Source organism: Corynebacterium sp. HMSC055A01 (assembly GCF_001809405.1).
GTDB classification, from domain to species: Bacteria; Actinomycetota; Actinomycetes; order Mycobacteriales; family Mycobacteriaceae; genus Corynebacterium; species Corynebacterium hesseae.
The window spans coordinates 13622-37237 of sequence record NZ_KV797581.1 but is presented as its reverse complement, the minus strand read 5'-3'; the positions used below and the strand labels follow the sequence as shown (position 1 = coordinate 37237).

Sequence of the window (23616 nt, the reverse complement as noted above, 5' to 3'; positions counted from 1 at the left end):
TTCATTTTATTAGCTTCTTACCCAACAAGCCCCTCCCAACGAAGCTCAAAGCGGCGGAAGGCTGGGTAAATGCAATATCAGTAGGCACATGCACCTCTCTAATCACAACTTTCCGCCAGGGTATAGACTTTCCAAACGGTACAGAATAAACTCATTTTTCGAAAAGGGATTCGGACAGTGGGGGGTTCGGTCCTTCTCAATATCTCTAACAAAAGAGGGGGTTGAATTGTCTTCCGCTACAGAAACCGTTGTTTCCTATTTTTCTCATTCCAATCCGAATGACCCGGTCTGCATGAGAGGTAAAGCCATACGCCAAGCAGACTACGAGTTTTGGTCTAGCATCCTTCCCGCCTTGGACGAGGACTCAGATACAGCGTGCATGCGCCTTGGGCTAAAGACCGGCAAAGCGGCCGGGGCGGTTGCTCGCATAATCATGGGGATTTACCGCTTGAAAGAGCTACCCCAGCTCAAGGCCCTGCAAGATGCAGATTTTTTGCTTGATTTACCTGCCTTGATTGCCATCGACCAGGTCATGGCTAAACTCGGCCAACCTTCCACTGAGGTAGTGGCCGCCATTGACGCTGCGTTGGCCCGTTGGCTTACACCTACGAAGCCAAATCAGGTATTTCCCACCACGTCGCAGATTCGTCGTCGCATGCGTGACCTTGTCAAGGTCCATGACGACTCCATCGCAGTGGAGGATAAACGCACAAAGAATCGATATTCCATTCTCACCCGCGACCAACGCGCCACCATAGAACTAGAGGTGGATAGCAGCGTTGGAATCATCATCCATGAGGCCATTAAGGCAGCTGCTGAAAAGCATGAGGTCTCGATGGCAGAAGCACTAATCCTTTTAACGACTGGAAAGGTAGAACCAGAAGCTGCCCGAGTAGTGCTCCACACTTATCAAGCGAGTGATGTCGAAGACGCACCAGTATATGTAGAAGGGCACGGCTGGCAGGTAGAGAATATCCCAGCACAAGCCGTAACGAAAAGGGACTTGAGCACCAAGCCGGAAGCCACTAATGGCTACGGACCAGCCACGTTGGTTCGCAAATATGTTGAAGGGCGCGATGGCACCTGCCGTGCGGCTGGCTGCGGAATGCCGGCGTGGCTGTGTCAATTAGACCACCGTATTAACTATGCCGATGGTGGGCCAACGCATCCGGACAACATGGTGGCGTTGTGCCAGCATCACCACAACATGAAGACCGATGGGCGGGCGTTCTATTTTTTGGACCCCGATACCGGGGATGTGGTCTGGCTCTTTGAGGATGGAACCTGGGCAATCACGGAACCTTCCGGGCCACTAGCACCAAAGAACAAGCGCTGGGCGCGAAGCGTTGCGCAAGATATTGAAGGTTACCGCGCTAGGAAGCACCGGGAAGCTCAGGAGCTGAAAGCCGAGATAGATCAAGAACAGCAAGCCAACACAAGTAAAACGACCACTGACGGCAAGGGAGATGAAGAAATCCCCTTCTAGATAACTAGGTTCGTCGCTTAAAACGACGAACCACATTGGCGCTCGACTTAGAGGAGGTAATTGAGGTCCGCCGCATCCAGCCCGCATTCAGCGAGCACCACACTGTCGCCGCGGTGTGGAATGCCTTCGGCATCCCAATGGGCTTGGGCAGCGGAGGTGTGCGCGCGACCAGTACTGTTGACCACACGCCACCAGGGCAGATCTTCGCTTTTCGCCATCACCCAACCCACATAGCGCGCACCGACCCCTACGACTTTGGCGATCTCTCCGTAGGTGGAGACGTTGCCAGGCGGAATGCGGAGCACAACTTCCGTGACCCTAGAGCTCGACGGGTTCTTCAGGGGCATCCTCGACCTCGCACAAGGTAAGCGTCGCACCCGTGGAATCCTCAATCAGGCACAATCGGCCGAATGGTGAATCGTGGGGCTCGCGGATAACCTGCCCGCCATTCTCCACAACAGCCTTCGCTGCTTGGTCGATGTCCCGCACACCCAAGTATGTTTGCCAGAAACTCGGCAGACCTTCCGTATGCCAGAACCCAGCGAAGGCAGCGCCTTCTTCCTCCGCAACCGCATAATGCTCATCGCCACGGATTTCCCAATCGAAGAGCTCACCATAAAAGTCCAGCGCTGAGTGAAAATCCTCCGAGACCGTCAGCTCGTGCCACACCGGGGTGCCAGGCTCACCGCCGGCGACGAAGCGGTCGAGCTCCGGCTGCGTCAATCCAAACATGGCACCGGACTTGTCGAGTACGAGCGCCAGCGGGGCACCCAAAGCGAGGATTTTTCCGCCGAGTTGTTCTACCCGGGCGCAATCGGCTTCCAAGTCACGTGAGAGGAAATAGGTAGCCCAGGTATCTTGACCCGGAACAATTTCTGCGATCGGCAGACCTTGAAGGCGGGCGATGCCATCTTCGAATTCCCAGCCCAGCACGGCCGAGTAAAACTTCTCGGAGGACTTCACATCAGAACTGGCCAGAGTAATCCAGTAGGGCATTCCTACTTCAGCTTCAAAAGCGGGCATTAAAGGTTCCTCCACTTCTCCGGATCGAAGTCATCATCGGCGGTAGTCTCATCAAAATAATCGTCGTCGTCTTCGACGACGCGGGCGCAAGTGTCGGAGACGCAGATGACGTCGCCAAGCGCCAGCGTTGCTCCGCGCTGCTTAGTCACTTCCCCATTGACGGTGACCTGCCCCTGCTCGATGAGTTCTTTGGCCTCACCCCCGGTGGCGACCAAGGAGGCCAGTTTGAGGAACTGGCCGAGCTTAATGGATTCTCCCTTAATTGAGACTTCTAGCATGTTGACCAGCATACCCAGCTCAAAGCGCAAGAATTCCCTCTGCCAGAATGATGACGCCAAGCAGGGCAAACACGACTCCGCTGAAGATATCTACCCCAGCGGAATTCTTTGCCATCCACTTCGCCACCGCACGGGTGCACAACGCAACGCCGACAAAAATAATGAGGCTTTCAATAATCAGCACAGAACCAACCGTGGCATTCGCGCTCAAGCCCATGCCCGGATCGATGAAGTTGGCGAAGATAGCGCCGAAGAAGATGAGCACCTTGGGATTAGAAAGATCGCTGACCAGGCCCATGCGGTACGCCGTGCCGAGTCTAATTATGCCGTCCGGGGTGAACCCGCGCGGTTGAGGATTCATGGTTGCTGGAGCACGACGCTCTTTAATGCCGCTGCTTATTGCAGAAAATGCCATCCATAGCAGATAGCTACCGCCGGCAATCTGCAGCGCCACAAGGATTTCAGGATGGGCCGAAATCAGCGCGGTAAGCCCCGCCAGCGAAGCAACGGTCCATATCATCAAGCCAGTCGTGCTACCTATTGCGGCCCACACCGCTGCACGCGTGGAACGCGCACCCAAACGAATAATCTGAACCACATCTGGCCCCGGCGAAGCCATCGCCGCGAACCACACACCCATCAAGGCCACTATGGCGCTGAAAGCCACCTAACACCCCCATACTCACATGCGTTTTCACTAACACATGCCACTATAAGAGGCGTCTCACCTGCAGCGAAACAGGTAAATTAGCTTTGCGTACGCGGCTTAATAGTCATGGTGTCAATGTTGACGTGCTCCGGCAGGGACGCCACCCAACGCACTGCCTCAGCGATGTCTTCTGCGGTGAGGTTGAGCTCGCCGTCATAAACTTGTGCGGCACGTTTGGCGTCACCCCGAAAACGATTGAGGGAAAACTCCTCCGTGGCTACACGGCCCGGGTCAAGTTCGGTAACGCGAACGCCGTGCTCTTCAATACGCAGTGCACGAGAAATCACGCGGACGCCATGCTTGGCGGCGTTGTAACCGGAACCGCCCTCGTAGACGTTCCACCCGGCCACGGATCCCATGTTGATAATGAGCCCGCCCCGCAGCTTCGGCATGAGAGCCTGGATCATCCGAACGGTGCCAAGGACGTTGACGTCATACATCCACTGCCAATCCTCGATGGTGGTGTCCACGAGGGGCTCCAGGCCCTTAGCGCCACCGGCGTTGTTGACCAGCAGGTCAACGCGGTCGAGGTGGGAAACGAACTCGGCTACGGATTCGTCCGAAGTGACGTCGAGGGCATAGGCCTCGCCGCCGATGTCGTTCGCGAGGGCCTCAAGGCGCTCCACGCGCCGCGCGCCGACGACGACACGCCAGCCGTCAGCCGCCAACGCTCTTGCCGACGCCTCCCCAATCCCCGAAGACGCTCCTGTAACGACTGCTACTTTTTCCATGCGCCCTAGGATAGGGCTTCTTCCAGCTCGGCGCAGATGTTTTCGACGATTCCACTCTTGAAATCAGCCGGGGTGAAGGTGCCATCCTTCATGTCGGTATTTAGCGAGATATCCAACTGAGTGCGCAGCTGCGGCATGGAGAAGTTCGCCATGATAAGGCGCCACGCCTCTACCGCGCGGATGCCGCCGCTGAAGCTGTAGCCCACGTAAGCAATCGGCTTGGCCACCCACTCGGCACCGAGGGAATCGACGGCGTTCTTGAACGCGCCCGGCACGGAATGGTTGTACTCCGGGGTGACGAAGATAAAGGCATCGCAGGAATCGATAGCATCGGACCAGGCCTGCACATTCGGGTCCTCGTAGTTTTTGTTTGCCGCCATAGGAATGACGGAGGTGGTGAGGATCGGGACATCGAAAGCCTTGAGGTCAATGAGCTCGTAGTCCACGTCGCGGCCCTGAGCGAGGTCGGTGACCCACTGGGCGATGGCCAGCCCGGCGCGGTCGTCGCGGGTAGAGCCGAGGATGATGCCGATTTTCGCCATAAGGATGCCTTTCATGATTTTGTTAACGCGTCAACGTCTGAGGGTACGCCGATATGTCGACGCAATCGACAAGTCACCCAGATATGTCGAAAATTCTAGAAAAAATCGACATATCCGCTCAACATGTCTATTCTTTTACCATGCCAACCTATAGCCCGGACACCCCCTACAATGGGCTTCCGCCCCTCCCACCAGCAGAAGTGGTGGAAACCGTTCCCGTGCTTAAGGCCATCATCGATGCTAAGGAAAAACTGGCTGAACTGCGTACGGCCTGCCAGCTCATTCCCAACCCGGAGATCATCACCTCAACGATTCCACTGCGTGAGGCTCGTGCTTCCTCCGAGATTGAGAACATCGTCACCACTAATGACGAGCTCTTCCGTGCGGCGTGGCACGTCGATGCTGAGCCGACTCCTGCCACCAAGGAGGCTCTTCGCTATAACGCCGCGCTCCACGCTGGACTTTCCTCGCTATCGCAGCGACCTCTATCCGAGAAGACGGCAAAAATCGTATGCAGCACCCTTCTAGATACTCAGGCCGAGGTGCGTTCACTTCCGGGCACATTTATCGGTAACCCTGTAACGAAGGAGCGGCTCTACACCCCACCTGAAGGAAAGGAGATTATCGAGGGCCATCTCGCAGCGTGGGAGGACTATATATATTGCAGCCACGACGTTGATTCCCTCGTAAAGATGGCACTGCTTCACTATCAATTTGAAGCAATCCACCCTTTCTACGATGGCAATGGGCGCACTGGACGAATCCTTAACGTCCTCTACCTCATTCAAGAAGATCTTCTTGAGCTGCCGGTTTTATACCTGTCCGGGTATATCGTCGACAACAAAGCAGACTACTATCGCTATCTCAACGCTGTTACAGCCAAGGGAGCATGGCAAGACTGGCTTCTCTTTATGATCCGCGGCGTTCACGCAGCGGCTGCCGACGCCTCCTCAATGATTACCCAGCTTCGGGCTATCCAGGAAAACACTGCGCAACGAATACGTTCTGCGGGCGTGATTAACCATCCGCTCGAGATGGCCGAGCTCATTCTTATCAAGCCCTATGTACGCATTACTGACGTGGTAGAGATGGGCTTCGTCAAACGCCAAACTGCCAGCGCGTGGCTGGCACATCTCGTAGATTTAGGAATCCTCGAAGAAATCCAACAAGGCCGCTCCAAGGTTTTCCTTCACCGTGCCGCTCTCGATGTTCTGACTCGAGACTAAGACGAGGGAATAGGATGGCTGACATGCATCACCCAGACGAAGGATCCTTTGAGCGCATGACCAGCGGGCAGTGGTTCATGCCCGGTGTCAACGAGGAGGTCAGCGCCGAACATCGACGCGGCTTCCTGCTGGTCAAGGAGCTCAATGAGCTGCACAACACCAACCCAGAGCGCGCGAAGGAGATCTTGCGAGAGCTGCTTTCGCCCGAGTCCGAGGTTCCCGGTCTGCACATCCCGCTCAACTTGGAGTATGGCTGCAATGTGACCATCGGAAAGGGCGTCTTCATCAACTTTGGTGCGACGATCCTGGCGCAGGCGCCTGTAACCCTCGGAAATCACGTCATGATCGGTCCGAACTGCTCGCTTATTACCGTGGGGCATCCTGTCAACGATCATGAGAGGCGAGCAAACGGTTGGGAGATTGCGAAGCCTATCAGCGTCGGCGATAACACGTGGTTCGGCGCCAATGTCACTGTGTTGCCGGGCGTGACCGTGGGCAAGAACTGCGTCGTGGGAGCGGGCACGCTGGTGACTAAGGATATCCCGGATAACTCGCTGGTCTTGGGCTCACCGGGACGTGTGGTGCGCAAGCTGGAGGACAACGAAGATAGGTGGGAGCGCCAAGATCTCGATGTTTGATCTCAAGGCGATCGGCAAAGGACTTCCCGTCCTAGAGACTATTGATTCGCTTCCGTCCGCCGGTCACGTCGTCGTCCAGGCCCCGCCCGGCACGGGTAAGACCACGCTCGTTCCGCCGGCGCTGGCTAACCAAGTAGAGGGCAAGGTTCTCGTCACCGCGCCGCGCCGAGTAGCTGTGCGTGCGGCGGCAAACCGCCTTCAAGAGTTGTCAGGCCAGCGCATCGGCTATGCGGTGCGCGGTGATTCCCGCAAAGGTCAGGACGTCGAGTTTGTTACCCCCGGCGTGCTGTTGCGCCGACTGTTGCGGGATCCGGAACTCACTGGTGTTGATGCCGTAGCCATCGACGAGGTGCATGAACGCCAGCTCGATACCGATTTGGTGCTGGGCATGTGCTTGGAGTTGGCTCAGCTCCGCGATGATTTCCGGGTCATTGCCATGTCCGCGACTGTCGACGCCTCCCGCTTCTCCCAGCTCATGGGAGGGGCACCGATCCATTCCACTGAGGCAGTGACGTACCCGCTCGACATTTCCTATGAACCGATTCCGGGACGTGCCGCGGGCGATCGGGAGTTTTGGAAAGGCGTGGCCAAGGTTGCCGCGCGGCAGCACGAGTCCACGCTGGTCTTTGTTCCCGGCGTGCGCGAGGTCAACCTGGTGTGTGATGCATTGAGCGGCCACAACGTTTTTCCGCTCCACGGCCGCCAAACCACGCAGGAGCAGGACGCGGCCCTGTATACGCGAGAACAGCGCATCGTGGTGGCGACGTCTATTGCGGAGTCCTCGCTGACCGTGCCGGGCGTGCGCACCGTCATCGATGCTGGATTGTCCCGCGTTCCCAAGCGGGATGCGCAGCGCGGGATGAGTGGGTTGGTGACAGTGTCGACGTCGAAAAGCAGCGCCGACCAACGCGCCGGACGTGCCGGGCGTGAGGCGCCGGGTACCGTCGTCCGTTGCTATTCGCAGGAAGATTACCAGCACTTTTCTCCGCACGTAATTCCAGAAATCCTTTCCGCAGACCTCACGCAGGCGGCGCTGTTCATGGACTGTTGGGGCGCGGGACCGGACTTCCCCTTGCTTGATCAACCGCCGAAGGCCGCGCTTGCCGACGCCCACCGCACCCTGGAATTGCTTAACGCTGGCGAGGAATTGGCGTTGCTGCCGGTGCACCCGCGATGGGGCGCGGCACTGTTGAAGTACGGTGCGGGGGCAGCACGCACGATTGCCCGCCTGGATGATTCGGACCCGAAGCGGCTGGCCCGCCTGGTGCCCGACAAGGGGCCGGTGGACCCAGGCGTGGTGGTCGCTACTGCCTTCCCGGAGTTCGTGGCTAAGCGCGTGGGTGACAAGGAGTACTTGTTAGCGAGCGGTACCCGCGCGCGGCTACTCAACGGTGAACAGGGAGCTGACTGGTTGGCGGTGGCTGAGGTGTCGTTGGCGCAATCCGGTAACGCCGTCATTCGTGAAGCAGTGGCTATCGCGGACAAGGATGCGCTCGAGATCGTCGGCGTCACGGAGGAGACGCGAGCGTTTCTCGACGGCTCCAAGGTCCGCGGCGTGCGCGTGCGTGCGGCAGGTGCCATCGTGTTGTCGGAGACGCCAGTAAAGGTCACCGGCGATGAGGCGGTGGAGGCATTGCGCAGGTCCGGACAGGGCTTAAGCTTGTTCCACTTCAGCGAGAAGGCCCAGAACCTGCGGGAACGTCTGCGGCATCTGTATCGGGCCTACGGAGAGCCCTGGCCAGATATCGACAATGCCAACCTTGAGTGGCTGGATCCGGAGCTGCATGAGTTGGCGATTGGCGGGCGCCCAGACATGTATCCGGCGCTGCAACGATTGCTGCCGTGGCCCGAAGCCAGCCGCTTGGACGAGCTCGCGCCGGAGCGTTTGCCGGTGCCGTCCGGGCGTGATGCAAAGATTGATTGGTCCGGCGAGCGCCCGGTGGTTTCCATCAAGTTGCAGGAGTGTTTTGGTTTAGCGGAGTCCCCCGAATACTGCGGCCACCGCGTGCAATTCCATCTACTGTCTCCCGCCGGGCGGCCGCTTGCTGTGACCGATGACTTGGCCAGCTTCTGGTCCGGGCCCTATGCCGGGGTGCGCGCCGACATGCGCGGGCGCTATCCCAAACACCCGTGGCCCGAGGACCCGTGGAATGCGGTGGCCACCGCAAAGACGAAGAACAGGATTTAACCCCACTGCTGCCAGGCCAGGTACACGCTCATCACCACGACGAGAGTGAGCAGCGCATAACGGATGAGCTTCGCACCGCCGCCGAGCACTGTTCGCGCGCCCAGCTGCGCACCAATGATATTTGCCGCTGCGAGAACAAGTGCTAGGCCCCATACCACGTGCCCGCCCACGATGAAGACCACGAGCGCGCCGACATTGGTGCACGTGTTGACCACCTTGGACATCGCGGCAGAGGTAAGGAAGTTCTGGGAAAAGATGGCAGTGAAGGCCATGATGAGGAACATACCGGTGCCGGGGCCAAAGATGCCGTCGTAGAAGGCAATGGCCGCCACGGCGGCTAACCCGGCCCACGTGCGCCAGCCGCCGCGGATACCGTCTCCTTCGCCGCTTCCGAAGCTTGGACGGAAAGCAACGAAGGTACCCACCGCCACCATAAGCACGATGATGACCGGCCGCATGACGTCCTTGTCCATGAGTGCGGCTGCTGCAGCGCCGAGCCCGGAGCATAGGAGGGCGATAAGACCCATACGGATGAGCTCGCCCTTCGGCGGGCGGACTTTCCTGACGAGCGTAATGGCCGCGGACGCTGTACCAGATACCGCCGCCACCTTGTTCGTGGCCAGCGCGGTGGCGGGAGCAAGCTGGGGTGCAACCGCCAGAATGAGGGGAATAAGGACGAGGCCGCCGCCACCAATAACGGCGTCGATCCATCCGGCCACGGCAGCTCCAATAGTGAGAATCGCCCAACCACTCAATCCAAAGCCCATGACCATCATTAAACTCGATTGCATGTCTGTGCGTGCAAGGTGGGCCATCGTTGCCCCGGGATCTGTGGCTCTCGGGGCAGTATTCAGCTACCTGCACGTGCCCGCCGCCTGGATTCTGGGCGCCATCGTGGTCTCCGGCGCCATGGCACTGACGACGGGCAAGGAGCTTTCCGTCAACGATCGCTTCTATGCTGTCGCTCGCGGTTTCATCGGAATGATGGCGGGCATACCGCTGACTCTTGTGCCTGCCTCCACCCTGATTGGCTTTGTGCCGGCTGCGGTGACGATGTCCCTTATCACCGTGCTTATCGGTGTCGCCGGCGGTGTTCTGCTACACCGCTCACAGCCGAAGGATATTTCCTGGGAGACGGGCATTTTATCCATGCTGCCCGGTGGAGCCTCGCTCATGCCCGCGCTGGCTAGCGAGCTGGGTGCGGACTACCGCTACGTGGCGCTGACGCAATATCTGCGCCTTCTGGCAGTGTCGGTATCGCTCCCTTTGGTGGTTTCTTTGTTAGATGCTCCTGCGGGCGAAGGCGTCGACATGAGCGTTGACGGCGAGGTCACGTGGTGGATTGTGCTGCTGACCCTCGCTATCGCCGTGGTTGGTGAGAAGCTAGGCAAGCTCGTGCGTTTGCCTGCGGCTGCGGTGCTAGGTCCGCTTATCTTAACGGTGCTTGTCGCGCAGGTTATCCCAGCCGGCCACACCTTGGAGCCGCTCTACGTGTTCAAGATCATGGCATTCATGTCCATCGGCTGGGTCTGCGGTGGCGGGCTTTCCGTGCCGGCCTTGCGGGCCTTCGCCAAGCAGCTACCCGCGACGATCCTCTTCATTGTCGTGGTCATCGGCGTGTGTGCGCTGACCGCCCTGCCATTGACCGCATGGCTGGACATCACCTACTTTGAGGCTTACCTCGCCACCTCGCCCGGCGCGCTGGAGACGGTTCTCGCGCTGTCCGCAGAAGGAGGGGCGGGTCCCGCCGTGGTGGCCGTGCAGATTATCCGACTCATCATCGTGCTGGTCATCGCCGGCTACCTGCCGCAGATTCTGGGGCTATTCCGCAAGCGCCGCTAGTGGTACCACCCAGACCCCATCCGGACGTTGGAAAGCTGGACCGCTGGGAATCACAACTATCAGCGCTGCTGGAGGCGAAGAAAGCTTAGCGGCTACGTGCTTAAGGTGTGCTGCCGCTGCATCGACCTCGTTGTGCGAAAGTTTCGCCTCAAATCCCACCCACGAACCATCTCGAAGCTCCACTACTGCATCAATTTCTTCGCGCCCCTTCATATCCCTCAGGTGGAATACTCCGCGCGCACGCAGTGCCTGCGCATAGACGCGCAGATCGTGCACAAGTTGCGCCTCGAAGAGGATGCCTAATGTCTCTAAATCTCCAAGCAGTTTATCTGGACCCGTTCCCAACAAAGCAGCAGCCAAACCAGGATCGGCAAGCTGGCGTTTAGGCATTTGGACCATGGAAGTCTTCGACCTCGTACGCGGTGACCAAGCTGGTTGATCCTCAATAAGGAAGAGGCGAGTAGCAAAATCGTGAATGACGTTCACAGTTTCTGCGGCTGGTGTCGAGGTAGCGCTGCTGAGTTCTCCTATGCGTTTACGAATCGCTGCAGCGGTGGCCGGCTGGGCAACTAGTCCGGCATAGGCATGAAGGAAAGACTGGAAGCGGCGCGGATCGCGGCGCGGTCCGCCAAGCTCCGGGTAGTCGTGCTCGCTCATCTCCGTGAGGTAGGACTCCATCCCTTCCTGCGCGTCGAGCGGATCAAGGTCAAAGAATTCCGGAAAACCACCAGCAACGATCCAGCGGGCATAATCCGCCACGGTGGCGTCCGTCCCAGCTGTAGGATCTTGATTGCCAGCAATGATGGCGCCCAGTGATACCCGCTCAGCAGCAAGTTCTCGCTCTGCCAAACTCAACGTGCGCAATTGAATAGAACGAATACGGCCTGCGCCCGAATGCCTGATGGCATCGTCATTGGGTGTGGAGGAGCCTGTAAGGAGAAACTGTCCTTTCTCCGGTGAGTCATCAACTGCATGGCGCACTTCATTCCAGATAGCAGGGACAACCTGCCACTCATCAATAAGCCGCGGCCGCGCCCCTTGAAGCCCCAAAGCCGGTTGCATGCGCGCAAGGTTTGCTTCTGGGGAGTCACGGTCAAGTTGAATGACGGACTTTGCGAATTGGCGTGCTGTTGATGTTTTCCCACTTGCACGGGGGCCTTTGAGGAAGAGGGCTCCCGAAACACGGAGCCCTCTCTCGACTTCTGCATCAACGATTCGGGGCAGGTACATACCATGCATGTTAGCTCGACAAGTGGATAAATCACAGAGTCACTAGTGGATAAATCCAAGAGTGAGGTGTGGATAAATCCAAGAGTCTAAGAAGCGACCTGGGTTTTTAGTCCAGAATTGTCTCACGCAGGATCGACATCGGCACCGAGCCTAGGGCCAACGCCTGGGAGTGGAAGTCACGTACGTCCATCCCTTGTTCAACTGCGGCGTCGCGGGTCTGCTGCCACAGGCGCTGGCCCAAGGCATAAGACGGTGCCTGGCCCGGCCAGCCCAGGTAACGGGTGACCTCGAAGGAAAGGTTCGCGTCATCCATCGCGGTGTTCTCACGCATGAAGGTCTTGACGTGGGACTTGTCCCAGACACCAGACGCGGTGCAGTCCGGCAAGGGCTTACCCAAGTGGAGTCCGATGTCCACCACGACGCGGGCGGCGCGGAAACGTTGGGCGTCGAGAAGCCCCATGCGGAAGCCCGGATCATCCATGTAGCCCAGCTCCGCCATGAGCGCTTCCGCGTACAGGGCCCAGCCTTCGCCGTGGCCGGAGTTCCACGTCACCGCACGGCGCCAGAGGTTAAGATCCGGCTGCGTCAGCGCCGCACCAATCTGCAGGTGGTGGCCCGGCGCGCCCTCATGGTGGACGGTTGTGAGCTCCTGCCAGGTGTGGAAAAGCTCCTGACCAGCCGGCACGGACCACCACATGCGGCCGGGTCGGGAGAAGTCATCAGACGGCGAGGTGTAGAAGATGCCGCCGGTGCCTGCCGGGTCGATGCAGCACTCGATCTCTTTAGCGGCCTCCGGAATGTCGAAGGCGGTGCCATCGAGGTCCTTGATGACGCGGTCCGCAGTGGACTGCATCCACTCCACCAGCGCGTCGGTGCCGTGGAGCTGGTAGCGCTCCTCCTCGTTGAGCTTGCGCATCGCGGCGCGGACCGTCACGTCGGAGCCATAGAGCTCGTGGGCGATTTTTTCTTGCTCCGCCTTGATGGAGCGCACCTGGTCCAGGCCCCACTCATAGGCTTCGTCGAGGTCCACGGTGTCACCGACGAAAAGCTTGGAAAAGCGCTCGTAGCGCTCGCGTCCCACCGCGTCCTGGGATGGGGCCTGCGGCTGCAGCTCGTTGGAGAGCCAATCGGCGAATTCACCGAAGGCTTCCTTGGCGGCGTCCACCTCGGGGCCCTCGACGCCGAGATCCTCGAGCATGGAGCCGGCGTCGGCAAGCCGCTCACTCTGCACGAATACTTCCGAGATCTGGCGTTGGGGCGCCACCATGCCACGCGACGCCGCCTCGGTGAGGGACTCCTTGTAGCCGCTGAGGGATGCCGGCACCTTCGACAGGCGCGAACGCAATGCATCAAGCTGTTCCGGAGTGTCCTTCGGCATGAGCATCAGGGTGTCGCGGATGGTCTGCACCGGCGAGGCAATGTTGTTAAGACAACGGATGTCCTCACCAGCATGGTGCAGGTCAAGATCCAGGCAGAGACGGTCGCGCAGGACGGCGGCGGTGACGTAGTCCACCTCGTCGAAATCGTCGTCATCGTCGGATTCGTCGGTGGTGTCATCGAGCGCATCGAGATCCGCCATCATCTCACGGGTGCGATCCGCCACGGAGGAGTAGTACTCCGGGGAGAAATCCTCCAGCTCCCCATCGAAGCCGGGGATTCCCCACGCGGTGGCATCGGTGGGCGTGAGCTGCGCGAGGTCGTGGACGAAGTTATCGCACGACGCGTCCAGCAGCGAAGGCTGGCGCTCTGCGTTCTGGTCAAAACTCATAAGGGCGAAGTCTAACGAAGCTCCGGGGGTTTGGGCCAACCTGGTGCCGCCTTATTTACCAGGTTGTTAGCTAATTGTTGCTCCACTTGCTACCCGGGCTCACCCAGGATGCGAATTCGTTCAGCACTTCAGCTGGATCGGCATTGACCACGAGCGCATCGAGGAAGCGTTTTTGAACAAACCCCTCCTGCACCATTGCGGAGTACATTTTTGTAAACGGCTGCCAGTAGCCGTTCACGTCTACGAGTCCCACCGGGCCATCGATGTTCCCCAACTGCTGCAAGGTGAGGACCTCGGTGAGCTCCTCCAAGGTCCCCACGCCACCCGGCAGGCACACGAAGGCATCGGCGAGCTCCTCCATGCGCGTCTTGCGCTGGGCCATGGTGTCGACCACCTCGAGCTGGGTTACCCGCTGGTGGGAAAGCTCGTAATCGACGAGCTGGCGCGGGATTACTCCAATGACGGTTCCGCCGGCCGCAAGGCAGGAGTCCGCAACGATACCCATCAGGCCTACGTCACCACCGCCATAGACCAGGGTGAGGTTTCGGCGCGCGAGCTCCTCCCCCAAATGGTGCGCGGCGTGGCTATAGGCCTCAGAGTTTCCGGCGGCGGAGCCGCAGTACACAGCAACAGAATCCATGGGTATCACTCTATCGCAGGCGCATTTCTAGACCATGATGTCTACTGAATCCTAATTTCTATTAGACAATGCGGTCTGGTGAATTTATACTTGACGCCATGATTAAATCCGGTCCCGTGTTCACGCGCCCCCGCACCCCAGCGGCGAAGTGCCTCCACATCATTCGACTCAACCCCGTTGTCACCCGCAGTGAGCTTGTCGAAGCCACGGGACTCTCCCAGCCCACAATCACCCGCGCCACCGCCGCGCTTTTGGGTGCTGGACTGATCCGCCAACGCACGGATTTGACGCAGTCCCGCGGTCGCGGGCGCCCCACAGTGCCCCTGGAGGTAGCGGATAATGACTGGATGCTGGCCGGCATTGCCGTCGGTACCGCCTTTACCCACATCGCCTTCTTTGACACGCAGGGACGCACGCTCCGCGAGGAAGACGTGGCTACACCGGTTTCTCGCCTGAGCGCGAGTGACGTCATCGAGCACATCATCGCTGGCGTTAATCGCCTCATGGCCGGCCTGGATCGCCGCTTGGTGTCAGTCGGCGTGACCACCTCCGGCAGCGTCAACGAGGCCGGGCGCATCACCGCCCACAACCTGGGGTGGGACGAAATGGACATCGCCAGCCGCCTGGAGTATCAGTTCGGCGTTCCAGTAGTTGTGTCTTCCGTCATCCCGGCGATCCTCGGCTCAGAGACGCAGTCGACGGAGATGGGAGCGGAGAAGCCCGTCATGGTGCTCTACGCGGATGACTCCGTTGGTACTGCGCTCACAGTTGGCGATGAGATCGTGCAGCTCAACATCGATGACCCTGACTCTCTCGCTACGCAGGCGGTGCTCGATGTGACAGGTGAGGAGTCTTTCCCAGACGTGGTTGCGAACGCTGACGATGAGACGCGAGCGCTTCTCGACGACCGCGCACGCTCCCTCGGCGCCACCGCCGCTGAGCTTTTGGCTGAGTACAAACCTGACACCCTCGTGGTAGCCGGCGGAGCCTTCTCAGATGATCCGGCAGCGCCGAAGCTCTTTGCTTCCGCTGTACGCCAGGCCACCGACCACCCGGTGGAGCTGCGCATGATTCCCTCGCACACCGAGATTGTTCGCGCCTGCACCCGCGCTGTGGCGCTGGACCCGCTGCTGCGCGTGCCGCTCGATCTCGGCCGCGAGGCCAAAGCTGCCTAAAAGGGGATTGAAGTAATTCCCGTAAAAAGGTGGGCTTTGAGCCCAAGGTGCTGGGCGCCGGCGACGAAGTCCGGCCGATCGTCGAAGAAGTGGGTGTCCTTGGCCTGGGCCCCGAGGGCATCCACGGCCACGAGGTAGGCTTCCGGATCCGGCTTGGCCACCCCTATATCGCAGCTCAGCGTCACGGCGGCGCATTCTTCCAGCCAGGGCTGCGTCTGGCGGATCCTGGTTCCCAATGCCGCCGGCACATTCGCCAGGATGCCAACACTATGGCCCTGGCCAATAAACCCTAGGACCGCACGAACCATTTCTTCGTCGGCTACCAGCAGGTGCTCGGTGTCCAATTCGATGGCGTGGCTGACATCAAAAGGAGCAAGACCGGCCAGCGCGCGAATGCGGCCCCAATATTGCGCATCGCTCAGGTGCCCAGCGTCATATGCAGGGCGAAACTCCTCATAAAGAGACCAAAAGTGCTCTACATTGTCGGGACGGAGGTAATCCTCCAGCTCAGCGTTCCCGGCGGGCGTAGCTGACCGCATGAGCACGCCGTAGAGGTCGAAGAGCAAAGTGGCCATGCGCCCAGTGTAGCCAGACCGCAAGAGCGCCAGTCAGCGTGCCCGCTACGAAAAGCGGAAGCGATAGTGTGCCATGTGCCAACAGCGTCGAGGTTGCCCCCACGAGGAATAGCCCGCCCACGCTAAACAGGGAGCGGCTCAGCGCCGTCGCCGCCGCGGCGGCGCACAATAAGAGGGCAAGCCCGGCAAACGGGCCGAGCATCACCGCGAGGGCGAAGAAAAAGGTTCCCAGAGCCATGTTGGTTGCCGCCAGCCACATGCCACCGACCAATGCAATCGCTAGCCCGGCAAGGGCACCGCAGATGAGCATGAGGCGCGTTGTAGTCATAAAAAAATTCTCCCACCAACCGCAGGGGGCCGTGGGAGAATCCGCGCAAACTATATGGCTTCGTTACCGTTGCGCCAGCGAGCCATCGACGCGCAGCAGGCCAGAACCGTCATTGCCCACCAGCTTGAGCTGGTCAATGATCTCAGACACGGAGGACTCTTCCTCAACCTGCTCCTCGAGGAACCAGTTGATGAGACCACGGGAATCCAGGTCCCCAGCCGCATCTGCGGTGCGGGCGATCTCTCGGATCTGCTCCGAGACCTTCTGCTCATGCGCGAGGGATGCCTCGAAGGCATCCAGCGGCGTAGCGGCCTTGACGGAGCCAACCTGGATATCCTCCAGCTCCACGCGGTAGCCGCGGTCCAGCAGGTGCTCGGCGAACTTCTGCGCGTGCTCGCGCTCTTCCTCTGCCTGCTTGAAGAACCAATCGCGCATGCCCGGGAAGGACAGATTGTCCATCTCATATGCCAGCTGGGTATAAATCAGGGCCGCGCCGTGCTCGTTGTTGACCTGCTCGTTGAGGAGGGTTTGCAGCTTCTCATCCATGAGGGTGCTTCCTTTCATCCGTTTTTGTGTTACCCACAATCACAATACAGAAAAACTCAGGACGCGCTAGCAAGGCGATCTTAAGCAAACTCGCACGTCATAACACTTTTTCTGGTAGGTTTACCTAACCCAAACCAGAAATCCTCTGATAGCGCTGAAGGCTTGCGCCATCGAGGCCCCGGAATTCCACCGCTATTCCGCGGCTCGCATACTTGCTCTGGACGGAATCGAGTACAGCCACGGTCGAAGCGTCCCAAATATCGGCCTCTGAGAAATCCACGATGACCTTCTCCACCGGCAGGGTGTAATCGAAGGCGTAGACCAGATCGTTCGAGGAGGCGAAGAAGAGCTGGCCGCGCACAGTGTAGACGTTGCCCTCTAGCTCCACCGACACGAGGTGGGCGACGCGGCGTGCAAAGGCCACCGAGGCAGTGAGCACACCGAGGATCACACCGACCGCCAGGTTATTCGTGGCCAAGGTGCCAATCACCGTCACCAGCATGACGAGGGTTTCGCTCAGAGGCATGCGGTGAATCGTGCGCACCGAGCGCCAATCCACGGTGTGGAAGGACACCATAAACATGACCGCCACAAGAGCAGCCATGGGGATTTTCCCTACGGTGTCCCCCAACACGAGGATGAGGATAAGGAGGAAGACGCCGGCGAGGAACGTCGACAAGCGCGTGCGTGCCTGCGATTCCTTGACGTTAATCATGGTCTGGCCAATCATCGCGCACACGCCCATGCCGCCGATGGCAGCGGCGAGCATGTTGCCGATGCCCTGGCCCACGGATTCGCGCGTTTTATCGGAGTGGGTATCCGTGAGGTCGTCGACAAGCTTGGCGGTGAGCAGGGATTCCATGAGTCCGACGAGTGCCACGCCCAATGCATAAGGCAGGCAGAGGAGGAAGGTCTCGCGGCTAAACGGCACGTCTGGAATGACGAAACCGGGCAGGGAGGTCGGCAGCTCGCCCTGATCCGCGACGTCGGGAACCTCCCAGCCGAAAATCACAGTCAACATGGTGACAACCACAATCGCCACGAGGGGCGCGGGGATCACCGTGGTGATTCGCGGCCACACCACCATGATGACGAGGCCCAGAGCAACGAGAGGATAGACCAGCCACGGCACCTGCCACAGGTGACCCAGCTGCGCGGTGAACATGAGGATGCCCAGCGCGTTGACGAAACCCAGCATGACGCTGCGGGGGATGAAACGCATGAGCTTGGCGACGCCCAGCATTGCCATCACTACTTGCAGGATGCCCGCCATCCAGATGGTCAGGAGCACGTACTGCAGGCCATGCTCGTGGGCCAGGGGTGCGATGACCACGGCGACAGAGCCCGCCGCGGCGGAGATCATGGCTGGGCGCCCGCCAGTGATGGCGATGGACATCGCCATGATGACGGAGGCGAAGAGCCCCACCTTGGGGTCGAGCCCGGCGAGGATGGAGAAACTTAAGACTTCAGGGATGAGGGCCAGCGCAACAGCAAGCCCGCCAAACATCTCCTTGCGGAAGCGGGCGGGCGAGCTGAAGGCCGCGCGGAAAGAACCGGCGGAACGGTCAGACATTAGTGGCCGTCTTTGAAGGAACCATCGCGGGTGATGACCGGCAGGACCGACCAGGCAAAGTTGATCCACTGGTCGGTCTTCTTCCACGAGAAGTCCGGCTCAAAAATGGTGGTCGGCTTGGTGTAGATGACGGCGGACTTGACCTCGGAGGCGGTCTGCTCGAGCAGGTTGACCACGAGGTCGAGGGTCTTGCCGGAATCCGCTACGTCATCGACGACGAGGACCTTCTTGTCCTTGAGCGAATCCGTATCCAGCTGCGGGTTAAGGAGAATCGGCTCCGGCAGGGTCTCACCGATATCGGTGTAGAACTCCACATTGATAGCGCCCATTTCTTTGACGCCGATAGCATAACCAATAGCGCCTGCAGGGATCAGGCCTCCGCGGGCCACGCCCACGATGAGATCCGGGAACCAGCCCGAATCCACGATTTGTTGCGAAAGGTAGCGGCTGGCCTCACCGAAGACCTCCCACGTCAGGTTCTCGCGTTCCGGGTTCCACCACTCCGGGGTGCTCATCGTCTAGGTCTCCTTCGCCAGATTGTGCATTTCCCTCAGTCTAATCATCTACCTCAGCGGAACGGAACCTCTGCCACCGTTCGGCGCAGTTTGCGGGTGCGCAGCCGCTCCGGATTCTCCGCCAACGCCTCCACCGCGCGCACCGCACACATGACGTGGGCTTCCTTCGAGTTCGAGTAAAAGGCCTGCGCTTGGGCAGGAAGCTTGGGCACGGCGTGCAAAGGCAGATCGGACACCGACAGCAGAGTGCCATACGGGATGCGGTAGCGGTAGCCGTTGGCAGCGAGGGTGCAGGATTCCATGTCCACGGCCACCGCGGTGGAGTGGCGCAGCCATTCCCACAAGTCCCGGGAGGTGCGCCACTCCCAGTTGCGGTCATCGGTGGAGAGCACCGTGCCGGTGCGCATGAGCGAATTGTCTTTCCCGTATACCTCTTCGACGGCGGCCTCCAGCATGCGCTGGATTTCTGGAATGGCGGGAATCGGGTTGCTGGTGGTGACGGTGCCATCGAGGATGTGGTCCTCGCGCTGGTAGGCGTTGCCCAGGATGAGGTCGCCGATGCGCATGCGGCCATCGAGCCCTGCGCAGTGGCCGATCATGATCCAGGCCTCCGGGCGCAGCACCGCCAGGCAATCTGTGATGGTCTTGGCGTTAGAGGGGCCCACGCCAATGTTGATCATGGTGATGCCATCTCCGCCGGCGGTGATGAGATCAAAACGGGGCATCTGGTAGCGGGAGGTGAGGGTGAGCTCGTCGACGTCGAGAAGCACCGCGTCATTGGAGTGGATGGTCTCCCCCGTGGGCAGCACGAGCGCGGTGTAGCGTGAATCCTCACGTGAGAGTTCGCGCAGGCCGAACTTGACGAACTCGGTGGTGTGCATGGCGTAGTTGGTGAACAGGATGTACTTCTGCACGGTGTCCACCTCGATGCCGGTGTAGTGCTCGATGCGAGCACAGGCGATGTCGAAGCGCTGCGGGCCGAAGTGGAACAGCGGCTTTTCTTTCCCGTGAAAGGCCTTCCACGCGCCGTCAACGATCCCGTCATGAACCGCATCGAGGGTGGGCCGGGGTATATCGCCGCGGTCCTGGGGAATTTCTGTAATCCCCCGGATATATTCCGGCGGGATGCGCTCATCCGATTGACCGACGTAGATATCGCAGGGGTAGTTATTGGTGAGCCGCGTGAGCTGCTCCGTGAGGTAACTACGAATCAGCCATGGTTTTGATATCACTGCCGAGTAGCGGCCCTCTTGGTCCACGTAGCCGAAGGGCTCAGAGCGGTCGATGGGTGTCCATTGGCGGATATCCACGGTGATCTTCGGGTAGACCACGTGGCGGTAGGCGTCGTGGTCCCCCGAGGCGAGAGCGTGACGTGCCAGCTCGCAAGAACTGTCATAGAGCTCGCTGAGGCGGGAAATCGCTTCATTGACGGAGTGGACATGCTGCAGGTCGGTCATGCTCGCGAGTGTATCCATGAAAGAAGCCCGCCGCGGTGAGGCGGCGGGCTCTATCCCCATGACTAATCCGGTAACGCGTGCGGTGTGGAGCTCACCGCCCGGCCCGTATTAGGCAAGCCTTAGCTTAGTAAAAAAGTTGGAGGGGCGTCAAGGGTAAACTGCAATCCCATGACCACACTCCCCCTCGGTGCCCGCAGGCGGACGCGAGGCGTGTGCGAAGACGACTGGTCCGCGCGCCCCACCGCCGAACGACCCTGGCCGGTTATTTTGATCCACGGAACCTGCGACAGCAAAGGCGTCTGGCAAGTCCTCGCAGACATGCTCCGCGCCGCTGGCTGGGCCACCTTCGCCCCTGACTACGGGACCCGCGCCACCGCTCCCCTGCAGGAATCCGCCCGGCAGCTCGACGCCTACATCAACGCCGTCCTTGCCGTCACCGGCGCGGAAAAGGTGATCCTCGTGGGGCATTCCCAGGGCGGATTGCTGGCTCGCTATTGGATGCGCATGCACGATAGCGCGGGGTTTGTACGGCACGTCGTCTGCATCAGTGCGCCCAACCACGGAACGACCCAGGGCGGAATTGCCAGCCCCCTCTTCCGTGGCGAGCGCCAGGAGGAGGTCGTGCGCACGCTTATCGACGGCTGGTTTGGCCCCGCCGGCATGCAGCAAGTAGTCGGCAGCGAGGTCGTGGAGGCAACGAACCGCGACAGTGAGGTCGAACCCGGTGTGAGCTATACGTGCATCGCCACGCGCTCCGATGCCGTCGTGGTTCCACCCAACACCTGCTTCCTCAACGGCCAGCAGGTACGAAATATCTATATTCAGGACATCGAGCGCCGCGCGATAATCCGCCACGAAGACATGCCCTTGGACAAGCGGGTATGCCACGTGGTGCTCGAAGAACTGGAGCAGCTTTAGAGTTCTAGCTCATCCAGGATCGCGTCGAAAGCCGGGCCCACCTGGGTGCGCCACAGGGTGTCGACGCGATCGTCGGCGCGTCCCGGCCCTCCATTGATGGTGGCCACGCGCTTGCCTTGTTTCTTGGCCTCTAGGACGAACCGAAAGCCGCTCATGACCGCCAACGAAGAACCGGCAACGAGCACCGAGTCCGCCGCGTTGACCATCGCATAGGCGGCGTCCTTTTTGTAGGTAGGCACTGGCTCACCGAAATAGACTACGTCTGGCTTCAGGCGCTGCGAGCCGCACTGCACGCAGCCGGGCATGACGAATTCTTCCACTGCTTCCTCGCTGAGGGCGACGTCGCCGTCGGGGTTCACGTCCGCTTTGTTGACTGCCCAGCGTTGGAGGAATTCCGGGTTGGCTGTGGCCGCGCGGGCGTCGTAGTCCGCGCGTGCTTCTTCGTACCCGCAGCTCAAGCACACGACGTGCTGCATATCCCCATGCAGGGCGATGAGGTTGCGCTGCCCAGCTTCCTCGTGCAGGCCATCAACGTTCTGCGTGACAACGCCCGTGAGAAGCCCGGCGCGCTCGAGCTCGACCAAAGCGTAGTGCGTGCGGTTGGGGTGTGCGGCCTGCATGACCCGCCAGCCCACAAAGGCGCGGGCCCAGTAGCGGTGGGAGGCCTGCGGGTCGTGCAGGAACTCCTGGTAGGTCATGGGGCGGTGCCGGCTGAGGGAGCCGTTCGGGCCGCGGTAATCCGGCACGCCTGATTCTGTAGATACACCTGCTCCCGTGAGGACCATGACGTTGCCGCGGCGTAGTTGCTCGGCGACGGCGTTCAACGCTTGTTGTGGAGGCGTCGGGGTCGCAATCTCTGAGACGACGCGGGAAATCGAGCGCAGCGCAGACCGATGGGCGTGGGCAACAGCGGGATCCATGGTGCCCCAGCTTACGGAAGTACCTCCTCATAGAGATAGTCCGAGTCGAGCTCGCCATGGCGCGAGCAGCGCGCGTTCCAGCCGTCCGGGCGCACCTGCACCACCATGCGGCGCCCGCACAGCTGGCAATAGCGCGGGACGTCCAGGCCGGCCGCGGCTGCCGGGTGCAGGGTGAATTCCTCGCTTAGTGGTTTCCCAGTGTTGGGGTGGAACAGCGGCTCCTCGCCGGCGAGTACGGCAGCGGCCAGCTCCGTCGAGCTGTTCATTAGAGCGCCTTGATGGGCAGGTCGATGCGGCCGAGCATGTCGACGTCCTTCTCGATCTGCTTGCCCAGCGTGGTCAGGTAGTTTCCGGCGATGATGGCGTTGATGCCGCCGAGGAGGCCCTTTTCGGTGCCGTCGTCACCGAGGGAGAGCTCGCGGCCGCCTGCAAAACGGAGGGTCACGGACGGCATGGCCAGGCGGAATGCGGCCACGGCGCGCAGCGCCTCACCGAGCGGGACCAGCGGGTAATCCGCGAACGGGGTGCCCGGGCGGGGATCAAGGAAGTTCATCGGCACCTCGCAGGGCTCGATCTGGGCCAGCTGGTAAGCGAATTCGGCGCGGTCTTCTAGTGATTCGCCCATTCCGATGATGCCGCCGGAGCAGACTTCCATGCCGACTGCACGGACATTCTCGAGGGTCTCTTTGCGCTCCTCCCAGGTATGCGTGGTGACCACGTTGGGGAAGAAGGACTTGGAGGTCTCCAGGTTGTGGTTATAGCGCTGGGCGCCCATGTCCTTGAGGCGCTGCGCTTGCTCGCGGGTCAGGGTTCCGAGCGAGAGGGAGATTTCGATATCGACTTCATCCAGGATGGCCGGAATGGCCTCGGCAACCTGGGACAGGAGGTTCTCATCTGGGGCTTTCACAGCTGCCACGATGCAGAACTCCGTCGCACCCGTCTTGGCCGTCTTCTTGGCGGCCTCCACCAGCTCCGGAATGTTGAGACGCGCGGCGCGTACGGGAGAATCAAACAGGCCCGACTGTGAGCAGAAGTGGCAATCCTCCGGGCAGCCGCCGGTCTTAATGGAGATGATGCCTTCCACGGACACGTCCGGACCACACCACTTGAGGCGGGTCTTGTGGGCGATGTCCGCGATCTCTTCCAGCTGCTCATCCGGGATCTGGAGAACCTGCAGGAGTTCTTCTTCGTTGAGGCCGATGCCCTGCTCCAGGGCCTTCTCGCGTGCGATGTCTACGATGCTCATGCGGGAAACATTACTTGAACACCGTTCAAGTTGTGGTAAATCTGCCGGTTTCATGTAGTCCG

26 protein-coding genes are annotated in these 23616 nt (G+C 60.2%); 7 read left to right on the top strand and 19 right to left on the bottom strand.

The features are described from left to right. Window positions 1-352: 352 nt before the first annotated feature. Window positions 353-1486 (top strand): HNH endonuclease signature motif containing protein, encoded by a 1134-nt coding sequence (locus HMPREF2604_RS06420; protein ID WP_230310819.1) that lies wholly within the window; start codon window positions 353-355, stop codon window positions 1484-1486. A 47-nt stretch (window positions 1487-1533) separates the two neighbouring features. On the opposite strand, the gene HMPREF2604_RS06415 is transcribed toward HMPREF2604_RS06420, so the two are convergent. The 6 genes from HMPREF2604_RS06415 to HMPREF2604_RS06390 form a co-directional block, all read right to left on the bottom strand. Continuing rightward, window positions 1534-1791 carry an MGMT family protein gene (locus HMPREF2604_RS06415; protein ID WP_232748534.1) on the bottom strand — a complete coding sequence of 86 codons (258 nt, stop codon included), beginning with the start codon at window positions 1789-1791 and terminating at the stop codon, window positions 1534-1536. A 13-nt stretch (window positions 1792-1804) separates the two neighbouring features. Next, window positions 1805-2509, bottom strand: coding sequence for a VOC family protein (locus HMPREF2604_RS06410; RefSeq protein WP_070564100.1), 705 nt, complete (start codon window positions 2507-2509; stop codon window positions 1805-1807). Then, window positions 2509-2787, bottom strand: a complete 279-nt coding sequence (locus tag HMPREF2604_RS06405; protein WP_193628745.1) for an RNA-binding S4 domain-containing protein — start codon at window positions 2785-2787, stop codon at window positions 2509-2511. Before HMPREF2604_RS06405 ends, HMPREF2604_RS06410 begins: the two co-directional genes overlap by 1 nt. Before the next feature lie 19 nt (window positions 2788-2806). Then, window positions 2807-3454, bottom strand: coding sequence for a LysE family translocator (locus HMPREF2604_RS06400; protein WP_070564094.1), 648 nt, complete (start codon window positions 3452-3454; stop codon window positions 2807-2809). An 80-nt stretch (window positions 3455-3534) separates the two neighbouring features. Continuing rightward, on the bottom strand, window positions 3535-4227 hold the full coding sequence (locus HMPREF2604_RS06395; RefSeq protein ID WP_070520317.1) for an SDR family oxidoreductase: 693 nt from the start codon (window positions 4225-4227) through the stop codon (window positions 3535-3537). A 5-nt stretch (window positions 4228-4232) separates the two neighbouring features. Continuing rightward, on the bottom strand, window positions 4233-4769 hold the full coding sequence (locus tag HMPREF2604_RS06390) for an NADPH-dependent FMN reductase (RefSeq protein WP_070520320.1): 537 nt from the start codon (window positions 4767-4769) through the stop codon (window positions 4233-4235). 83 nt (window positions 4770-4852) lie between these two features. On the opposite strand from HMPREF2604_RS06390, the gene HMPREF2604_RS06385 reads away from it, so the two are divergent. The 3 genes from HMPREF2604_RS06385 to HMPREF2604_RS06375 are packed head-to-tail and all read left to right on the top strand — an operon-like array spanning window position 4853 to window position 8821. Next, window positions 4853-5995: a Fic family protein gene (locus HMPREF2604_RS06385; RefSeq protein WP_070520323.1), complete on the top strand. Its 1143-nt coding sequence runs from the start codon at window positions 4853-4855 to the stop codon at window positions 5993-5995. A 23-nt stretch (window positions 5996-6018) separates the two neighbouring features. Then, the gene (locus HMPREF2604_RS06380) at window positions 6019-6633 is read left to right on the top strand and encodes a sugar O-acetyltransferase (protein ID WP_246818387.1); all 615 of its coding nucleotides are present in this window, start codon (window positions 6019-6021) and stop codon (window positions 6631-6633) included. Then, window positions 6626-8821, top strand: a complete 2196-nt coding sequence (locus tag HMPREF2604_RS06375; protein WP_070564089.1) for an ATP-dependent RNA helicase — start codon at window positions 6626-6628, stop codon at window positions 8819-8821. Before HMPREF2604_RS06380 ends, HMPREF2604_RS06375 begins: the two co-directional genes overlap by 8 nt. Here the strand turns inward: HMPREF2604_RS06375 and HMPREF2604_RS06370 are convergent. Next, window positions 8818-9588: a TSUP family transporter gene (locus HMPREF2604_RS06370; protein WP_070564087.1), complete on the bottom strand. Its 771-nt coding sequence runs from the start codon at window positions 9586-9588 to the stop codon at window positions 8818-8820. The two genes, HMPREF2604_RS06375 and HMPREF2604_RS06370, sit on opposite strands and share 4 nt — an antisense overlap. Before the next feature lie 22 nt (window positions 9589-9610). Between HMPREF2604_RS06370 and HMPREF2604_RS06365 the strand changes: the two genes are divergently transcribed. After that, complete coding sequence (locus HMPREF2604_RS06365; RefSeq protein ID WP_369815737.1) at window positions 9611-10663, top strand: AbrB family transcriptional regulator; 1053 nt, start codon at window positions 9611-9613, stop codon at window positions 10661-10663. Here the strand turns inward: HMPREF2604_RS06365 and HMPREF2604_RS06360 are convergent. The 3 genes from HMPREF2604_RS06360 to HMPREF2604_RS06350 all read right to left on the bottom strand — a co-directional run bounded on the left by HMPREF2604_RS06360 (window position 10643) and on the right by HMPREF2604_RS06350 (window position 14301). Continuing rightward, on the bottom strand, window positions 10643-11893 hold the full coding sequence (locus HMPREF2604_RS06360; protein WP_118790662.1) for an ATP-binding protein: 1251 nt from the start codon (window positions 11891-11893) through the stop codon (window positions 10643-10645). The genes HMPREF2604_RS06365 and HMPREF2604_RS06360 overlap by 21 nt on opposite strands. A gap of 106 nt (window positions 11894-11999) precedes the next feature. Next, entirely contained in the window at window positions 12000-13661 is a 1662-nt protein-coding gene (locus HMPREF2604_RS06355) for a DUF885 domain-containing protein (RefSeq protein ID WP_070520342.1), read from the bottom strand. Between the two features lie 70 nt (window positions 13662-13731). After that, window positions 13732-14301 carry an LOG family protein gene (locus HMPREF2604_RS06350; protein ID WP_070520345.1) on the bottom strand — a complete coding sequence of 190 codons (570 nt, stop codon included), beginning with the start codon at window positions 14299-14301 and terminating at the stop codon, window positions 13732-13734. 98 nt (window positions 14302-14399) lie between these two features. Between HMPREF2604_RS06350 and HMPREF2604_RS06345 the strand changes: the two genes are divergently transcribed. Next, complete coding sequence (locus HMPREF2604_RS06345; protein WP_070520347.1) at window positions 14400-15476, top strand: ROK family protein; 1077 nt, start codon at window positions 14400-14402, stop codon at window positions 15474-15476. Here the strand turns inward: HMPREF2604_RS06345 and HMPREF2604_RS06340 are convergent. From HMPREF2604_RS06340 to amn, 6 genes are all read right to left on the bottom strand, one after another. Continuing rightward, window positions 15473-16051: an HAD-IA family hydrolase gene (locus HMPREF2604_RS06340; RefSeq protein WP_070520350.1), complete on the bottom strand. Its 579-nt coding sequence runs from the start codon at window positions 16049-16051 to the stop codon at window positions 15473-15475. The genes HMPREF2604_RS06345 and HMPREF2604_RS06340 overlap by 4 nt on opposite strands. Continuing rightward, on the bottom strand, window positions 15984-16379 hold the full coding sequence (locus HMPREF2604_RS06335; protein WP_070520352.1) for a hypothetical protein: 396 nt from the start codon (window positions 16377-16379) through the stop codon (window positions 15984-15986). Before HMPREF2604_RS06335 ends, HMPREF2604_RS06340 begins: the two co-directional genes overlap by 68 nt. Before the next feature lie 63 nt (window positions 16380-16442). Next, window positions 16443-16925, bottom strand: coding sequence for a ferritin (locus tag HMPREF2604_RS06330; protein ID WP_070525023.1), 483 nt, complete (start codon window positions 16923-16925; stop codon window positions 16443-16445). Between the two features lie 124 nt (window positions 16926-17049). Then, the gene (locus tag HMPREF2604_RS06325) at window positions 17050-18498 is read right to left on the bottom strand and encodes a SulP family inorganic anion transporter (protein WP_070564085.1); all 1449 of its coding nucleotides are present in this window, start codon (window positions 18496-18498) and stop codon (window positions 17050-17052) included. After that, on the bottom strand, window positions 18498-19013 hold the full coding sequence (locus HMPREF2604_RS06320; RefSeq protein WP_070520361.1) for a phosphoribosyltransferase: 516 nt from the start codon (window positions 19011-19013) through the stop codon (window positions 18498-18500). The genes HMPREF2604_RS06325 and HMPREF2604_RS06320 overlap by 1 nt, the downstream gene beginning before the upstream one ends. 53 nt (window positions 19014-19066) lie before the next feature. Further along, the gene (amn, locus tag HMPREF2604_RS06315; protein ID WP_070520364.1) at window positions 19067-20470 is read right to left on the bottom strand and encodes an AMP nucleosidase; all 1404 of its coding nucleotides are present in this window, start codon (window positions 20468-20470) and stop codon (window positions 19067-19069) included. 168 nt (window positions 20471-20638) lie between these two features. Here amn and HMPREF2604_RS06310 point away from each other — a divergent pair, with 168 nt between their 5' ends. Next, window positions 20639-21388: an esterase/lipase family protein gene (locus HMPREF2604_RS06310; protein WP_070520367.1), complete on the top strand. Its 750-nt coding sequence runs from the start codon at window positions 20639-20641 to the stop codon at window positions 21386-21388. On the opposite strand, the gene HMPREF2604_RS06305 is transcribed toward HMPREF2604_RS06310, so the two are convergent. Genes HMPREF2604_RS06305 through bioB form a run of 3 tightly spaced genes read right to left on the bottom strand, consistent with a single transcriptional unit; the run spans window position 21385 to window position 23554 of the window. Further along, window positions 21385-22308, bottom strand: coding sequence for a Sir2 family NAD-dependent protein deacetylase (locus HMPREF2604_RS06305; RefSeq protein ID WP_070520370.1), 924 nt, complete (start codon window positions 22306-22308; stop codon window positions 21385-21387). The genes HMPREF2604_RS06310 and HMPREF2604_RS06305 overlap by 4 nt on opposite strands. 11 nt (window positions 22309-22319) lie before the next feature. Then, window positions 22320-22574 carry a biotin synthase auxiliary protein BsaP gene (locus HMPREF2604_RS06300; RefSeq protein ID WP_070520374.1) on the bottom strand — a complete coding sequence of 85 codons (255 nt, stop codon included), beginning with the start codon at window positions 22572-22574 and terminating at the stop codon, window positions 22320-22322. Then, window positions 22574-23554: a biotin synthase BioB gene (bioB, locus tag HMPREF2604_RS06295; RefSeq protein ID WP_070520377.1), complete on the bottom strand. Its 981-nt coding sequence runs from the start codon at window positions 23552-23554 to the stop codon at window positions 22574-22576. The genes HMPREF2604_RS06300 and bioB overlap by 1 nt, the downstream gene beginning before the upstream one ends. Between the last annotated feature and the right edge of the window lie 62 nt (window positions 23555-23616).

Excerpts from the sequence above, each read along its gene's own strand:
- amn (WP_070520364.1), bottom strand. The coding sequence starts at position 20,470 with ATGACCGACCTGCAGCATGTCCACTCCGTCAATGAAGCGATTTCCCGC.
- HMPREF2604_RS06380 (WP_246818387.1), top strand. The coding sequence starts at position 6,019 with ATGCATCACCCAGACGAAGGATCCTTTGAGCGCATGACCAGCGGGCAG.
- HMPREF2604_RS06325 (WP_070564085.1), bottom strand. The coding sequence starts at position 18,498 with ATGTCTGACCGTTCCGCCGGTTCTTTCCGCGCGGCCTTCAGCTCGCCC.
- HMPREF2604_RS06385 (WP_070520323.1), top strand. The coding sequence starts at position 4,853 with ATGTCGAAAATTCTAGAAAAAATCGACATATCCGCTCAACATGTCTAT.
- HMPREF2604_RS06365 (WP_369815737.1), top strand. The coding sequence starts at position 9,611 with ATGTCTGTGCGTGCAAGGTGGGCCATCGTTGCCCCGGGATCTGTGGCT.
- HMPREF2604_RS06305 (WP_070520370.1), bottom strand. The coding sequence starts at position 22,308 with ATGGATCCCGCTGTTGCCCACGCCCATCGGTCTGCGCTGCGCTCGATT.
- HMPREF2604_RS06370 (WP_070564087.1), bottom strand. The coding sequence starts at position 9,588 with ATGGGCTTTGGATTGAGTGGTTGGGCGATTCTCACTATTGGAGCTGCC.
- HMPREF2604_RS06355 (WP_070520342.1), bottom strand. The coding sequence starts at position 13,661 with ATGAGTTTTGACCAGAACGCAGAGCGCCAGCCTTCGCTGCTGGACGCG.
- HMPREF2604_RS06390 (WP_070520320.1), bottom strand. The coding sequence starts at position 4,769 with ATGGCGAAAATCGGCATCATCCTCGGCTCTACCCGCGACGACCGCGCC.
- HMPREF2604_RS06375 (WP_070564089.1), top strand. The coding sequence starts at position 6,626 with ATGTTTGATCTCAAGGCGATCGGCAAAGGACTTCCCGTCCTAGAGACT.
- bioB (WP_070520377.1), bottom strand. The coding sequence starts at position 23,554 with ATGAGCATCGTAGACATCGCACGCGAGAAGGCCCTGGAGCAGGGCATC.
- HMPREF2604_RS06340 (WP_070520350.1), bottom strand. The coding sequence starts at position 16,051 with ATGGCCACTTTGCTCTTCGACCTCTACGGCGTGCTCATGCGGTCAGCT.
- HMPREF2604_RS06345 (WP_070520347.1), top strand. The coding sequence starts at position 14,400 with ATGATTAAATCCGGTCCCGTGTTCACGCGCCCCCGCACCCCAGCGGCG.
- HMPREF2604_RS06330 (WP_070525023.1), bottom strand. The coding sequence starts at position 16,925 with ATGGATGAGAAGCTGCAAACCCTCCTCAACGAGCAGGTCAACAACGAG.
- HMPREF2604_RS06300 (WP_070520374.1), bottom strand. The coding sequence starts at position 22,574 with ATGAACAGCTCGACGGAGCTGGCCGCTGCCGTACTCGCCGGCGAGGAG.
- HMPREF2604_RS06310 (WP_070520367.1), top strand. The coding sequence starts at position 20,639 with ATGACCACACTCCCCCTCGGTGCCCGCAGGCGGACGCGAGGCGTGTGC.
- HMPREF2604_RS06410 (WP_070564100.1), bottom strand. The coding sequence starts at position 2,509 with ATGCCCGCTTTTGAAGCTGAAGTAGGAATGCCCTACTGGATTACTCTG.
- HMPREF2604_RS06360 (WP_118790662.1), bottom strand. The coding sequence starts at position 11,893 with ATGTACCTGCCCCGAATCGTTGATGCAGAAGTCGAGAGAGGGCTCCGT.
- HMPREF2604_RS06405 (WP_193628745.1), bottom strand. The coding sequence starts at position 2,787 with ATGCTAGAAGTCTCAATTAAGGGAGAATCCATTAAGCTCGGCCAGTTC.
- HMPREF2604_RS06350 (WP_070520345.1), bottom strand. The coding sequence starts at position 14,301 with ATGGATTCTGTTGCTGTGTACTGCGGCTCCGCCGCCGGAAACTCTGAG.
- HMPREF2604_RS06320 (WP_070520361.1), bottom strand. The coding sequence starts at position 19,013 with ATGAGCACCCCGGAGTGGTGGAACCCGGAACGCGAGAACCTGACGTGG.
- HMPREF2604_RS06395 (WP_070520317.1), bottom strand. The coding sequence starts at position 4,227 with ATGGAAAAAGTAGCAGTCGTTACAGGAGCGTCTTCGGGGATTGGGGAG.
- HMPREF2604_RS06335 (WP_070520352.1), bottom strand. The coding sequence starts at position 16,379 with ATGACTACAACGCGCCTCATGCTCATCTGCGGTGCCCTTGCCGGGCTA.